13 protein-coding genes are annotated in these 15,372 nt (G+C 39.9%); 2 read left to right on the top strand and 11 right to left on the bottom strand.

Going from position 1 to position 15,372, the window contains the following annotated elements; genetic code table 11:
• Nucleotides 1–8: 8 nt before the first annotated feature.
• The 3 genes from GKZ87_00140 to GKZ87_00130 are packed head-to-tail and all read right to left on the bottom strand — an operon-like array spanning nt 9 to nt 2,684.
• Nucleotides 9–1,085 (bottom strand): stage 0 sporulation protein, encoded by a 1,077-nt coding sequence (locus GKZ87_00140; protein QSI24008.1) that lies wholly within the window; start codon nt 1,083–1,085, stop codon nt 9–11.
• Nucleotides 1,082–2,059, bottom strand: coding sequence for a DNA polymerase III subunit delta (locus GKZ87_00135; GenBank protein ID QSI24007.1), 978 nt, complete (start codon nt 2,057–2,059; stop codon nt 1,082–1,084). Before GKZ87_00135 ends, GKZ87_00140 begins: the two co-directional genes overlap by 4 nt.
• A complete protein-coding gene (locus tag GKZ87_00130; protein QSI24006.1) occupies nt 2,052–2,684 on the bottom strand; it encodes a dTMP kinase in 633 nt (210 codons plus the stop codon). Before GKZ87_00130 ends, GKZ87_00135 begins: the two co-directional genes overlap by 8 nt.
• A gap of 819 nt (nt 2,685–3,503) precedes the next feature.
• Between GKZ87_00130 and GKZ87_00125 the strand changes: the two genes are divergently transcribed.
• A complete protein-coding gene (locus tag GKZ87_00125) occupies nt 3,504–4,154 on the top strand; it encodes a YggS family pyridoxal phosphate-dependent enzyme (protein ID QSI24005.1) in 651 nt (216 codons plus the stop codon).
• Nucleotides 4,155–4,340: 186 nt separating this feature from the next.
• Here GKZ87_00125 and GKZ87_00120 read toward each other — a convergent pair whose 3' ends face one another.
• The 7 genes from GKZ87_00120 to mutS form a co-directional block, all read right to left on the bottom strand.
• Complete coding sequence (locus GKZ87_00120) at nt 4,341–4,901, bottom strand: DUF2812 domain-containing protein (protein QSI24004.1); 561 nt, start codon at nt 4,899–4,901, stop codon at nt 4,341–4,343.
• Entirely contained in the window at nt 4,879–5,217 is a 339-nt protein-coding gene (locus GKZ87_00115) for a PadR family transcriptional regulator (GenBank protein ID QSI24003.1), read from the bottom strand. The genes GKZ87_00120 and GKZ87_00115 overlap by 23 nt, the downstream gene beginning before the upstream one ends.
• 292 nt (nt 5,218–5,509) lie before the next feature.
• Complete coding sequence (locus GKZ87_00110; protein ID QSI24002.1) at nt 5,510–6,292, bottom strand: nitroreductase; 783 nt, start codon at nt 6,290–6,292, stop codon at nt 5,510–5,512.
• Nucleotides 6,282–7,022, bottom strand: a complete 741-nt coding sequence (locus GKZ87_00105; protein QSI24001.1) for a tRNA threonylcarbamoyladenosine dehydratase — start codon at nt 7,020–7,022, stop codon at nt 6,282–6,284. Before GKZ87_00105 ends, GKZ87_00110 begins: the two co-directional genes overlap by 11 nt.
• Before the next feature lies 1 nt (nt 7,023).
• Nucleotides 7,024–7,935: a tRNA (adenosine(37)-N6)-dimethylallyltransferase MiaA gene (gene miaA, locus GKZ87_00100; protein ID QSI24000.1), complete on the bottom strand. Its 912-nt coding sequence runs from the start codon at nt 7,933–7,935 to the stop codon at nt 7,024–7,026.
• Nucleotides 7,936–7,938: 3 nt separating this feature from the next.
• Nucleotides 7,939–10,068, bottom strand: coding sequence for a DNA mismatch repair endonuclease MutL (mutL, locus tag GKZ87_00095; GenBank protein QSI23999.1), 2,130 nt, complete (start codon nt 10,066–10,068; stop codon nt 7,939–7,941).
• A gap of 165 nt (nt 10,069–10,233) precedes the next feature.
• A complete protein-coding gene (mutS, locus tag GKZ87_00090; GenBank protein QSI23998.1) occupies nt 10,234–12,765 on the bottom strand; it encodes a DNA mismatch repair protein MutS in 2,532 nt (843 codons plus the stop codon).
• 349 nt (nt 12,766–13,114) lie between these two features.
• Here mutS and GKZ87_00085 point away from each other — a divergent pair, with 349 nt between their 5' ends.
• Nucleotides 13,115–14,335 (top strand): FtsW/RodA/SpoVE family cell cycle protein, encoded by a 1,221-nt coding sequence (locus GKZ87_00085; protein QSI23997.1) that lies wholly within the window; start codon nt 13,115–13,117, stop codon nt 14,333–14,335.
• 226 nt (nt 14,336–14,561) lie between these two features.
• On the opposite strand, the gene GKZ87_00080 is transcribed toward GKZ87_00085, so the two are convergent.
• On the bottom strand, nt 14,562–15,335 hold the full coding sequence (locus GKZ87_00080; protein QSI23996.1) for an NAD kinase: 774 nt from the start codon (nt 15,333–15,335) through the stop codon (nt 14,562–14,564).
• Between the last annotated feature and the right edge of the window lie 37 nt (nt 15,336–15,372).

Below are 15,372 nucleotides of genomic sequence, written 5' to 3'. Positions count from 1 at the left end.
CTGTTCACCTACCGATCGGAGAAATCAATATCAGGCCACAATTCCTTAAAGGAAAGGAATTGTACATCCTCTTTATTTTCTATCTTAACCTGCTGAAGTAAAACGTTCATGCTGGTGATACGATAGCGGCTTCCCTTATATTCAATCTGGGAATTCATCTTCGGCAGTCCCTCACGCAGTCTCTTGTACTGGCTGTCCTCAAATTTCAGACAGCACATCAGCTTACCGCACTGTCCGCTCAGCTTTTGAATATTTAAAGCCAGCAGCTGGTTCTTTGCCATGTTGATGGATACCACGTCGAAATCATTCATGAAACGGGAACAGCAGGTTTCCATTCCACAGGTTCCCAATCCACCGATAATTTTTGATTTATTGCGCGGCCCTATCTGACGTAGCTCAATGCGGCATTTGAATATACTTGCCAGCTCCTTTAACAATTCACGGAAGTCTACACGTTCATCCGCCACATATACAAATATAATCTTACTGCAATCGAGCGTATATTCTGCTTCAATCAGATTCATATCCAGATTGAGCTTACGGATACATTCCGCGCAGATATCCATAGCCTTCTTTGCCTTTTCTGCATTTTCCTGTACCTGTTTTAAATCACGGGTGCTTGCTTTGCGGATAATCGGCTTTATTTCCATTCCATTTGATAGAAATGCTTCTGTTTCCTTTACGATTTTTCCAAGCTCCAGACCCCGTATTGTTTCCACGACAACATCATCGCCAACACGGTATTCATCAACATCTGTGCCAAAGGTATAGATTTTTTTTGAATCCTTAAAGGAAACAAATGCTATGTACTTATAAACACGGCCCTCCGGCTTATGTTCATTGTGATTCTGCTTTTTATGCTCCTGCTTCTGCATTGGACGCTGTTCCTGTTTCTGTTCCTTTTTCGTATCCGTGCGCACTTCCTTTGTCTCTGGCTTTACAGCAGGTCTGCCATCGTGTTTTGGATTGTGCTTCATATCTTTTTTCTGTTCGAAATTTCTGTCGTGATGCTTTCTTCTATCCTGCTTCTGATTCGTATTTCCTTTTCCATTTCCGTTTTTTTCTTCCGGCTGATTCTGTGTCATTTTGTCACCTCTTTCATTCTAAACAGCATTTGATCAACAAGCAGCTGCAGGTTGACCGAACGCAGCAATGTATCCTTGGTCTGCATGAGAATCTGCAGAATTGCAACCATATCCATGTTTTTTTTCTGATACTGCTCCAGCATATTCCGATACCAGGCATCTGGTTGTTTGCGGCTATTTCTCAGGCTGTCTTTAAAAAATATAGACAGCATATCAATCAGATACAGCATAGCCTGTTTTCCATATTTTTTCTGCTTTGCCGGAAATCCTTCCACCTGCAGAAAGAGCAGTGCATCATAGGGAGAAGAAAGATAACGCTCCAGCATCCCTTTCATTAAGAAACGGGCATGCTGGTAATCTTCACTTTCCGCAGCTTCCATAATCTCTGATTTCTGCCGGATCATATTACTGAGCAGATAGGCATCCATCGCTTCCAGCTCTTCCTGAACTGCTTCATAGCATTGCGCAGCACTCAGCGCTGTAAAGGGAATATTCTGACATCGCGATATAATTGTTGGCAGCACTCTGTCCAGCTGTTCCACAATCAAAATCGCGATCATATCACTGCCCGGCTCCTCCAGAAATTTCAAGAGTGAATTCAATGCATCGGGTGTTGCGTTTTCCGCATGATCCAATACATATATTTTCTTTCCCGTTTTCTCCAATCCAGTTTTCGCAAAGGTATGCTGAAGCTTTAAAATATCATCCTTTTTGATTGATACGCTTGTCCCATCCAGATAGATCATATCCGCATATTCGTTATGTATGATCCTTTCACAGGTATCGCAGGTTTCACAAGCAAAGCCCGGCTGTCCACATACCAGACTCTGCGCAAGAAGATATGCCGTTTCCTTTTTCGGTGTACCGCTCGGTCCACTAAACATATAGGCATGCGCCAGGCGGTCATTCTCCAGTGCATTGCGAAGGGTATGATATACAACCGGCTGCTGTTCTCTCAAAATATCTTTAAACATGGTTTTTTATAATCTCCATAATACAGGACACTGTGTTATTCAGAACTGTATCCACATCTGCATTGGCATCCACAATATGCATACGGTCTTTGAATTTCTCTTTAATGAGCTCATAGCCCTGTGCTACCAGTTTATGGAACTCCATACTTTCGTTATCCAGTCGGTCTTTGTTGCCGCGGCTTGTGACACGGGATAAGCCTGTTTCAAAATCAACAGACAGGAAGACGGTGGCATCCGGAAGATGACCTTCAATAGCAAACTGATTGATTGCATATACTTCTTCCATACCGATTCCTCTTGCAATACCCTGATATACAAGTGAGCTATCCACAAAACGATCACATAATACAATGCTTCCCTCGTTCAGTGCAGGCAGTACCTTTTCCACAAGATGCTGCCGCCGGCTAGCCGCATACAGCAATGCCTCACAGCGTTCATCCATTGCAGTGTTTGCAGGATCCAGAATGACCTTGCGTATCTGTTCCGCAATATCAATTCCTCCCGGTTCTCTTGTATATATGACAGGATATCCCATTTCCTTCAGTCTTTCATATGCAAGCTTGCTGATGGTGGTTTTCCCGCTTCCGTCATTTCCTTCAAATGTGATAAACAATCCCTTGTTCATAGCCCGACACTCCTTTAACTAGACCCTATCATTATAGCATATTCAGCTATTGCACTACAAAGAGATTTACCATGCTTCCTTTGTTTTCATTCACAGACGCCTGTATTCTTTTCTTATAAATAAATTTGATAAAGACTTTTTATCCCTGTTGTGTGATTCAGCAGGTCGTATGAGCATGCCCGTATGCCGGGTTATCCTGAATTTTATATATCATATGATATTTTGCATTATAAACAAAATTCCTGTATAAAATAGCAGGGTCTGCATAAGATAGTGATAGGGAAATTCATTCATTCCCTTCAACATACAGGCAGCATACCTGCCAGATCGGGGCTGTAGCAAATAGTCAAAGCATATTGACTATAAGAGCTACAGCTCCCTTTTCTATATCTGAATATGCAAGCAATGTTCACGTTTACTGCACTCACACGCAAAATCTGATCTGACGATATCACATAAACATATAAGAGATAATGAATTGCTTCATTATATATGTTCCCTTTAGATGTCGCATATCTGATATTAGAAGCAGACATTCCGTAATGTGTGAATTGCGGAAATCTTTTTTACTATTTTCATCCCTTAATGTATAAACGGTTTCATAGCTATAAGATATGCATTACTGTAACATGCTAATGGAAACTTGTATTCCTTTATACCGATAGTTTACTGGTATTCTTTTCACCGGTATTTTTTGAAAAATAGCATTATATGATTTTTTGAAAGCGTAAAGGCATGCGACATATTGATATTACTTCAAATTCAAATTTTATTCGATTGATACAAAATAGTGTTATAATAGGATACAGGTGATGCAATATGGATAAAAAGAAGCTTCAGGAAATACAAAAGAATCTGCCTGACAATGTTACATTGATTGCGGTAAGTAAAACACATACAAAGGAAGAAATTGACGAAGCCTATGCCTGTGGCTGCCGTGTATTTGGTGAAAACAAGGTACAGGAGCTAAAAGAAAAATACGATGCACGCTATCAGTGGCATATGATTGGTCATTTGCAGCGTAATAAGGTTAAAGATGTAGTTCCTCTGGCAGATATGATTCAAAGCCTGGACAGTTTGCGTCTTGCGGAAGAAATAGAAAAGCAATGTGCAAAGATCGATAAGATTATGCCTGTTCTGATTGAAGTAAATATTTCCAGAGAAGCAAATAAAACCGGCGTCTATATGGAGGAATGCTCTGCTTTTGTGAAGCAGTGTATGCAATTCAAGCATTTAGATGTACAGGGACTGATGTGTGTAGGGCCGCTGGATGCAGATGATGAACGTATTGAGGAATGCTTTGAACGAATGAATGTACTTTATCATAAGCTGCAAGGTGAATACGGTGCTGAGCAAATTCGTTATCTTTCCATGGGTATGAGCAGTGATTATCAGCTTGCTTTAAAACACGGCTCTAATACGATACGGCTGGGTACCGTTATATTCGGCAAACGAAATTACAATATATAACTTATATCAGCGGCAAAAAAGCCGTGTGAATAACGGCTTCATTTCGCTTTCGTAATATGAAAAATGATACAAGTTACCTTTTAGATTCTGATATGATCCCTCTAAAGTAGACAACAGAAATAAATAAAACGTTGTTTATGAAAGGAGGGATCTTTTCTTATGAACACAAGCATTTTTAGACTAATGCTATGCACTTTCCTGTTTCTTCTTCGCATTATATAATTTCAATGTACAGCGAATTAGAAATATAAGCTCAAATAACATAATGCCGGAAATAATTAAAAAGACAATAAGAAACCAAGGCTCTCTGTCAAACATACGGATTGCCTTCCACAGATTCGGCACCATAATTATTAGAAAAAAGACTGCACAAAACAGAGTAAGGTATATACTTCGTTTATAAATGGATGCACAGTATTCCTGCCGTGTTTCCCGATCGCTGAAGATTTCTGTATTGTTATCTTCTCCAGCTTCTTTCTTGCGGAAGTAGTAAAAGGAATTAAACATCATCACATATTCCCAGCCGCAATCCTTAAACAGCTGCAGATAGGAGTTTACATCCTCAACTTCATCACGATAATCCAGTTGATAGATCCATTTCTCAGGCGTGCATTTCTCAAAAATATATCCTTTTATAATACTATAGCTTTTCAGCTTCCAGCCCTTCTGATGCATCTCTTCCAGAAAATTCTGTTCTTCTCCGTATTCTGCAAGTGAAAAGAACTTAAATACCCTTTTCATTTCCATAATAGTATTCTCCTTTGCTGTTGATAAACAGTCTGTTGATTCGTTGCAGCTCCAGCTTCAGCACTTCTCTGCCCAGCTCAGTTATTTTATAATACTTTCTTTTTTCTTCTTCTCTTGTAAAGGTAATCAACTGATCCTTTTCCATTTTTGACAGACTTCCATACAAGGTTCCTGCACTGATGACAACCTCGTTATTCGTTAACCTTTTTACATACTGTATTACATGATAGCCGTGACATTCCTCCTGCAATGAAAACAATATATAAAAACCGGTCTCTGTCATTGGAACGTAGATTCTTTTTATTTTTTCATCCATGTCCATATCCTCTTTCTATATTGTAATGCTATATATCGTATCTCTATATATATTATATAGCACCTCGATATAGTTGTCAATGCTAACAAAGACTTGCATCCCCCTAGAGATGGATTACACATAAGCAATAAGAAAAGACCATGTACCACTACATGATCGTTTATTGATATCATTTACATACATTACAACAGCTTTTTGTATGTTCAGCTGTTTGATTTATATATGGAAGGAGAGTACATATTCTTTATATATTCACCCTCTTCATTTATAAAATTGAAAGAGATACTTACAGCTATACGTTCCCTGTCCATTCCTTTAATGCTTCCTTCACGCTTCTTGTCATTTCCTTACTGAAGGACGCACCGGTTTTTCGGGCATAAAATTGCTGTGCATAATTTTTGGCAGCATATTTATTCTGTGTCAGAAACTCCCTTTCCGCACGTTCTGCGAACATTTTTTCGTAATCGTCCTCTTGTAGCTGACGATACGTGTCTTCAAACACGATATACTTTCTATCGAAGCGTTTACTGAAAACCTTTTTATACTCCTGCTTATAATGTCCATAGCAAAGCATGGCAATCGGGAAGGTCTCCTTTGGCAGCTCTAACAATTCCTTTACTGTTTCATAATTTTCCAGAATATCACCAATGTAACAGGAACCGATTCCAATGGATTCCGCTGCAATGACACTGTTTTGTGCAGCCGCCATCGCATCCTCAACTGCCAGCATCAGATCACCCTCTGCAGGCGGTGTGAAATCCAGATTATGCTTTTGCGCAAATTTTTCAACACCATTCATTCGATAATAATCAAACCAGCGGTGATGATCAGCCACAAAGATAATTATAAAGGGTGCAGACTGGATAAACATCTGATAATCACACAGCTTACTCAATCTCTTTTTCTTTTCTGCATCACGGATAATAATCATGGAATACAGCATCTGATTCCCTGCTGTTGGTGCAAGCAGCGCACTCTCAATAATCGTATTTTCCTCATCCTCAGTAAGAGGAGCAGAATCGTATGCACGTAAGGAGGTTCGGTTTCTAATAAGCTTCAGGGTTTCATTTTCCATGTTTTTCTCCTTTCTCCAGTAGGATTCGCATCGCATAGGAAGCTGCTGCAAGTCCTGCGGCGGATGGAACAAAAGGAGAACTTGCCGGCGGCATTTTCTGTTTTCTGGTAACACCGTTTTCATTGACGATTTTTGTCTGAATCGTTGGCTGTTCCCTGGAAAAAACAACCTGTATCTTCCCTTTTATATGATGTTTTCTTACCAGATTGCGCATGATTTTTGCGACTGGATCATAGCTTGTTTTCATAAGATCACAGCACTCCACCTGTGTCGGATCAAGGCGGTTTGCCATTCCCATACTACTGATAAACGGAATCCTATTTTCTATACAGTAACGTATCAGAGACAGCTTACTGCTCATAGTATCAATTGCATCAATGACGAAATCCACCGATGTATCAAACAGCTCTGCATTGTTTTCTTCCTTATAGAACATATCCTTACGTATCACTGTACAATCCTCACGATAGCTTTCAATACGTTCCTTCATGACCTCTGTCTTTGATCTGCCAATAGTTGCATATACCGCATGTATCTGACGATTAAGATTGCTGGGGGCAACTGTATCTCCATCAACCAGAATCAGTGTTCCGATACCACTTCGTGCCAGCGCCTCCGCAGCATAAGAGCCAACGCCCCCGACACCGACAATCATAACAGAGGAATGCTTCAGCTGTTCCAGCTTCTGTTCGCCAATGAGAAGCTCCATTCTTTGTAAAGGTGTTTCCATATCAGCTCTCCATCCATGCTTTTACATCGTTTAAAATTTGCTCTTTATAATTTTCTGCTTCCACATCATACCAGTGTACCTGCATCTGGTTACGGAACCATGTATATTGGCGCTTCGCAAAATTACGTGAATTTTTCTTAATACTCTCCACACAGGTATTAACATCATCACTACCTTGAAAATAATTTTTCCATTCCTTGTAGCCAATTCCCTGGAAGCTTTGAAGCTCCCATACATCCGCATACCGGTTATGCAGCTGTTCGATTTCCTGCAGCAGACCCTGTTTCATCATTTGATCCACTCTTGCATTGATTCTTTCATATAAGCGCTGACGATCCATAGTCAAACCGATAATATAAGCATCATATACCGGCTGATGCTCCTGCGCCTCAACAATCTCACTTTTCTTTTCTCCCGCATGTGCCATAGCTAACGCACGTACGATTCTCTGGCGGTTATGCGGGTGCAGATTTTCACATGCTTTTGGATCAATCACCGACAGCATTCCCCAAAGCTCGTCCTCACTTCGCTCTGTTAGAAATTTCATAAAATCACTGTCTTCCTTCTGATCCACAAACTTATAGTCATACAAACAGGATTTAATATATAAGCCGGTTCCTCCGCAAATAATGGGAAGCTTCCCAGATTTTGTTATTTTCTGAATATACTCTCTCGCCTTTTCCTGAAATATTTTGACATTATATTCTTCTGTAAAGGAGCACAGATCAATCAGATAATGCGGGATATCCTGCATTTCCTCTTTTGTTATCTTCGCTGTTCCGATACTCATTTCCTTATATACCTGCATGGAATCACCACTGATAACTTCTCCCTTGCAGGCTTTTGCCAGCTCCACACTGAGGCTTGTTTTACCTACTCCTGTCGGCCCTGCAATAACCAATACTTTTTCCATATCTTATCCTCGCTCAAATTCCTTTATCAATGATTTATCTTCCATACAGATCATCGTCGGTCTGCCATGCGGACAATGAAACGGCTGCTCACAACGTCCTAAATCATCAACGACTCTTTTCATTTCCTCCAGTGTCAGACTGCGGTTAAATCGTATAGAGCTGTGACATGCCATGGTCGCGATTGCGTGCTTCCTCAGCTTATCAAGACTGATTTCCTTATCCTTTTCCCATATATCTATCATATCGCAGAGGAATGCTTCTTCCTCCACATCCTTCATCCATAACGGCAGCTGGCGGCACACAAAGGTATGATCACCAAAAACCTCAAGATGTATCCCTATCTGTTCCAGCAGTCCATTCAGCTCCTCAGCCTGGGATACTGCAGAAATTGTGGATTCTATAGTGATTGGCAAAAGAAGCGGCTGTGTATCCGTATTGCCGGATAAGATCTGGTTTCTTATAATCTCATAATGATAACGTTCCTGAGCCGCGTGCTGGTCTATGATATATAACCCTTTTTCTCCTTCTGCCAGAATATAGCAGTTATGAAACTGCCCGATCACACGCAGCTGTGGGAGGCTAGGATTTAATGGTTGATGAGGCTTTTGTACTGTTTTCTCATATTGCAGCTCCTGTGTCTGTTTGATTTCCTTAAATGCAATTTCTGTATTTTCAGCAGAGACCTTCTCTATTTCCTCTGTTAAATATTCTTCATCCTGCCTGGCATCGAAATGGGATATTGGGGCTTCTGTTGTTTTCTCCAGACCGGAATCTAAAGAATTTATTGGTGAATCTACTGTTTTTTCCTCAATAGATACTTTCTTGTCTGCCGCTATCTGCGATAAGGAAATTTCTTCTTCCGCAGGATAAGGCTTTGTCTCCTCCTGAACTTCTGAAACAATTTCCCTGGTTATAGGCTGAACCGGAATATTAACCTCTTTTTTCTGCGTTATGTCTATCTCGATTTGTTTTCGTAATTCTTCCATATCAAGTGCAGGCTTTTCTATTTTTTCTGGATGCGTAAAGCTGTTATTTACTTCCTCATGCAGCTTTTTTATATTATCATCACGTTCATAGGTGAATTGTAATTCCTGCTCCTCGACCTTTTCCTTAACAGTCTCCTTTGCAATATTTACACTGGGAACCTCCAACTGTTCCTGCAGAGCTTTGCGAATGGTTTCATACAACAGCTTTTCTAACTGTTTTTCCTTGGAAAGGCGAATTTCCCACTTGGATGGATGTACATTGACATCTACCAGTTGTGCATCCATAATCAGATCAATCACAACGATCGGATAGCGTTCCTTTGGCATATAGGGAGAATAGGCATCCAGAATAGCCTTTTGCAAATGATAATTGCGAATCATTCTGCCATTGATATACAATAGCATGTAATATTTTGTTGCACGGTTAAACTGCGGCTGCATGATATAGCCTTTGATTTTATAATCCTGATCACTTCCATCCAGTGCGATTGCGCTTTTCGCACTGTCCCGTCCGTAAATCTGCATCAATACCTCCAGCAGATTACCGCTTCCTTTTGTCTTGAAAACGGTTCTGCCGTCATGTGACAGACAGAAGCCTATATCAGGATGTGATAAAGCGAATTTCTGAACAACATCGGAAATCAATGAAAATTCATACTGCGGACTCTTTAAATGCTTAAAGCGTGCCGGTGTTTTCTGGAACAGATTCTGAATTTCAATCATCGTACCCTTAGGTGTTCCGCATGGTCTTGCACTTACCAGTTTACCATAGCTGATTTCTACTTCAGTGGATGTATTCCCGTCATTTGTCCGCAGTAGGACATGGGATACAGAGGCGATGGAAGGCAATGCCTCTCCACGAAATCCCATTGTATGAATATTCCACAAATCATTTACTTCCTTTAATTTACTTGTCGCATGACGTTCAAATGCCAGGGTGGCATCCTCTGCATCCATTCCATCACCATCATCAATAATGGTGATCGATGCAATCCCCCCCTGTGAAATCTGTATTTCAACAGTTTCAGCATGGGCGTCAATGCAGTTTTCTACAAGCTCCTTTACAATTCCCTGCGGCCGTTCTACTACCTCTCCAGCCGCTATCATATTGCTGAGATGCTCATCCAGCCGGTTAATTCTTCCCATTTGTACACCTTCTTTCTTTATAAAACAGAAAACCTGTAATCATAAAATACTCCCCGTATACAGGTGAAGATAGAATACCTGCGGCTGTCCTTATACATACAGCTACAGCTTTTTGTATCCCTATATCATCCAATACAAAATAGTATCTTATTGATTACAGAATTTTTATGACAATTTTCCTTTTAACTCATATAGAAGCTGCATAGCCTCCATAGGTGTCATTTTATTTACATCCACCTGCTTAACCTGGTCAATGATCTGTGTATGCTGTGGATTTTCCTTCTCAATGACAACCGGTGCCTGTACTTCACCAACCATATTAGGCTGCAGCTCCAGATTATCCAGTATCTGCTTTGCACGATCCAGCACTGAGGTTGGAAGATGTGCCAGTCTTGCGACATTGATACCGTAGGATTTATCAGCTTTTCCATCTATCACCCTATACAGAAAGGTCACCTTGTCATCCTCTTCATGTACATCTACATGCACATTGCGGATGCTTGGATTTTGTTCTGCCATCTCTGTTAGCTCATGATAGTGTGTGGAGAATAATGTTTTTGCTTTGATATTTCTCATAATATATTCAATCATTGCCTGTGCCAAAGCCATGCCATCATAAGTGGATGTCCCGCGCCCGATTTCATCAAACAGAATCAGTGAATTTGCCGTAGCATTCTGTAAAGCATTGTTAGCCTCAATCATTTCCACCATGAAGGTTGACTGACCGGACATGATATCATCGCTTGCCCCGATTCGTGTAAATATCTGATCAAAAACAGGCATCTCTGCTTTCTTTGCAGGGACAAAGCAGCCAATTTGTGCCATAATGACTAGCAGTACTGTCTGTCGCATATACGTGGATTTACCACCCATGTTCGGCCCGGTGATCATAAGTATATCGTTATGCTCATCCATATGCAGATCATTGGAAACATAACGCTTTGTTTTCATCATGCAATCCAGTATCGGATGTCTTGCCTCGCTCATGGAAAGGGAATGTCCGGTATGAAACTGCGGTCTTGTATAGCCGTTTTCACTGGATACCTCAGCTAGTGCATACAAAGCGTCAATCGTTGATAACGCATTGGAAAGATCATGCAGCTTGGGCAGGTATACCTTGATTTGATTCAGAAGATTTTGAAACAGCTCTGCTTCCAGACGGATACTTCTCTCCTGCGCATGTACAATAGCATCCTCTTTTTCCTTCAATTCCTGCGTCACATAGCGCTCTGCGTTTGTCAGCGTTTGTTTTCTCACATATCCAAATTCTTCCTTTATGGATGATACATTTGTTTTTGTGACTTCAATATAATAACCGAATACCCGATTATATCCGATTTTCAATGATTTAACTCCAGTGCGCTCCCGTTCCTTATTTTCCAGTTCGAGAATCCAGTTTTTGCCATTCTTTCCAATTTCACGTACATGATCCAGCTCTTCATTATAGCCTTCTACAAATACACCGCCATCCTTCATTGTTAAAGGGGGATTGTCAACAATAGCACCGTCAATCATATCATACAGCTCGCGGCATGGATCAACCTTCTGAAATTCACTATATGCGCTGCAGTCTTTGAATAATTCAAAAATCTGAGGAGTATGCTCCAGCGTTTTTACGAGCCGTAAGACGTCTCTTGGATTGGCAGAACCATATGCGACACGGGCACTCAGCCGCTCCATATCATATACAAAGCCCAGATGCTCACGCAATTCATCCTTCGTTATGAAGTTATCATTCAGATATTCAATGGCATCCAATCGTCTGTTAATCATCCCTGTATCTACGAGCGGATATTCAATCCATTTTTTTAGTAGACGCGATCCCATGGAGCTGCGGCATTTATCAAGAAAGCTCCATAAGGTCTGTGAACGGGAATTACTGCGAATACTGGAGGTCAGCTCCAGATTCTGCTTCGTCGAAAAATCCATCTGAAGAAATTCATTTTCATATACCATTTCAACGGAGTTCAAATGCGCCATACTACGTTTCTGCGTTTCATCGAGGTAGTTTGTCAGCACGCCGAAAGCAGTTTCCACACGGTCATCCTCTATCCCGTTTAACAGATGGCGGTATTCTTCCTTCAGATTACTGTCATTATGATATGATACAGTGATTGTTTCCATTTCCTCAATCATACGAATGATTTTCTTATCAAATTTTTCCTGCACAACGATTTCCCTGACATTGTTGCCAAGCAGCACCTTCTGTATTGCCATGACATGCTTATCAATCAGCTGTGCCCGCAATTCCCCGGTTGTCATTTCACATAATATGACAGCAAGGCCAAATTGATAATCATGCAGAGACGCTATATATACGGTTGCCTTTTCATCACTGACTTCATCCATGATTGTTCCAGGGGTAACAATTTTTATAACATCACGCTTTACGAGGCCCTTTGCCAAAGCAGGATCCTCCAGCTGCTCTACAATAGCGACCTTATATCCCTTTTGTATAAGACGTTGTATATAACCCTTGGCGGCATGATGAGGAATTCCACACATTGGCACACGTTCCTCAACTCCGGCATTTCTTCCGGTAAGTACTAAATCCAGCTCACTGGAAGCCGTTCTTGCATCTTCAAAAAACATCTCATAAAAATCACCGAGACGGTAAAATATGATAGCATCTTCATGCTGTTTCTTCAATTCCAGATAATGATTCATCATTGGTGTATAAGTAGCTTTTTTTGCCATTTTATCAACTCCACTCACTGCTTATTATTATATCATGCCCTTTTGGTATATCAAAGATGCTTTTGTTTTTTCATGTTAACATTTCTTCCTTCTCCTTAATTTCTACATTCACACAGCATGGTCTTTTTCGTGTAGAAAGCTTGAGACAATCAAGCGTTTATAAAGCATTTTTCATCCGTCAGGATATATACGGGTATGCATGACATTTTATATCTGTATATATATCTATAATTTAATTCTTAATAGAAATTCAGAAAATATTTGACTGTGCTGCAACATAAGGTTTATAAACCGTGTTATAATAAGAACAACCTTGTTTCATAAGAGGTTTTTGTCTGGAGTGATGCAAATGAAAGTAGGATTATCCAGGGCGAAGAGTCCGGATAAGTTCGATTTTGTTTTAGTTACATATTTAGTTTTAATGATTGGAATGAGTCTTTTATCCATTTATTCAGCATTTGGAATTATTGGTCAGAGTGCAGGAATTGATTATATGATGAAACAGGCAATGTGGTTTATTATCGGTTCCATTGCAATCGGTGTTATCATGTATCTCGGTAATGACTCCATGCTGCAATTCGCAAAAATAGGATACTGGTTTCTGATGGCATGTCTTGTGGTGTTGCTGATTGGTAAGGTATATAACATGTTTACCGGAGGCAGTCTGCTGGGGATGATCATAACAACAAATGGTGCTACATCCTGGTTTAAGCTTGGGCCGTTTGGTTCTTTCCAGCCCAGTGAATTTATGAAAATCGTTTTGATTTTGATTACTGCTGGAGTTATTGATGAACATAACAATAACAAGATTACAGAGTCGTATGAGATGGATTTCTCTTTGTTTATGAATGTGGCCAAGTGGGCGATTCCACCTATGATACTGATTCTGGCACAGCCGGATACCGGTGTTGTATTGATTATAGCAATCTCTCTGGTCGCAATGATTGTCTGCTCAGGTATAAAAAAACAGTGGTTTGTTATTATCGGTGTATTATTGCTTGTTGTTGTAATTCTGTTTTTCTATATGTACTATTATCATTTCAATGTATTAAATGAATTGATTGGTGGAGAAGGCGGATATCGTTTGAAACGTATTACTGCCTGGCTGAATCCGGAAACAGATATCAATGGAGAAGGACATCAGCTTTATATGGCATTGCTGGCTCTGGGTTCTGCAGGTCTTACAGGTCATGGTATGGGAATCGAGCTGGTTTCTATTCCGGAAGCACAGACTGACTTTATTTTTGCGGTCATCGGACAGAGCTGGGGATTGATTGGAACAATCTTTATCGTCGTGTTGTGCCTGGGACTGGATATACATTTATGCCGTATTGCAAGTATGTCAAAGAATATGTTTGAGAAATATTTCATACTTGGTATTCTCGGTATGCTATTGTATCAGCAAATACAAAATATCGGTATGATTATTGGTTTGCTTCCAATAACCGGTATAACCTTGCCGATGATATCGTATGGTGGTTCCTCTCTACTGTCTTATCTGATTGCCTTTGGTATCATTATGAATGCAAGTGCGAAAGCAAAAAAGTTATCAGATTATGTATATGAATAAAATCAGACAGCATCCTGATTCTTTCTTATTTAAGAATAGCAATGAAAAGATTTCTTATCGTATTGATTGTTCGATATGATAGAAATCTTTTTATTTTGTTTTTACTATTTTTATGATGAGCCATGATTTAAGCATACAATATTGTTTACTGTTTGGGGCAAGCTCTTTTATTTATTTACTTTTTTTTTACATTTAAAACTAAAAACAGACGCCTTGGTCTGTTTATTTAATATAGATTTTTTAGTCTTTTTAGATAGCTGTAATGACGATAGCGTGCAAATCTCACCTTTCGATCTGACATCTGACAATATATCTCTTTTGTTTTTTCTAAGGGAACATTCAAATGATCATAACATAAAATTGCAGTATCAAAGGTTTCACTTTTCATCGTGACATGGCGATTCTCCATCATAATATACGGATTTCCTAATGAGCGATGCTTGGAGTGCTGAATGGCTGTTATCTCAGCTAACTGCATCAATGAAAGACCGCAATCAATGACTGCACCTCCAAGAGAACGGTTATAGGCAGTTGATCCAGCCTGCGTGGAAAGGCATATACCGGAACCCCTGCAAGTTTCAAAAAACTCTCCATCTACGTATATATCCATAATCTGTGATTTAACTATATTTTCTACCCGCATCTCATTTAATGCATAATATGGAATAGGATTGTTATCCAATTTAATTTTTAGTAAGCCAGATTCAAAAATGACCGGCTCCTTTTCAAGGATATCATGCAGACATTCCTCTAGTTCTTCTTCTGTATAATCCGTAAAGAAACCAAGAGTTCCTGTATGAATACCAAGGAAGTTTACTTTATTGATCCGGTGCAGATACTGATGGACACCATATAATAAGGTTCCATCTCCACCTACGCAAATAACAAGCTGAGGTTCTGCTTTATCATAAATCCAGTCTGTAGCTTGCAGCCGTCTTTTTATTTTTTCCTCTACAGCATGTGATTTCTCATCTTTTTTTGCAACAATTGCATATTTCATCACAAATCACTTCCTTTTGTTATGGTACTATTGTATC

The organism is Erysipelotrichaceae bacterium 66202529, assembly GCA_017161075.1.
In the GTDB taxonomy this organism is placed as follows: domain Bacteria; phylum Bacillota_I; class Bacilli_A; order Erysipelotrichales; family Erysipelotrichaceae; genus Clostridium_AQ.
The sequence above is the reverse complement of the archived record's forward strand: the minus strand, read 5'-3'. Positions and strand labels throughout refer to the sequence as shown.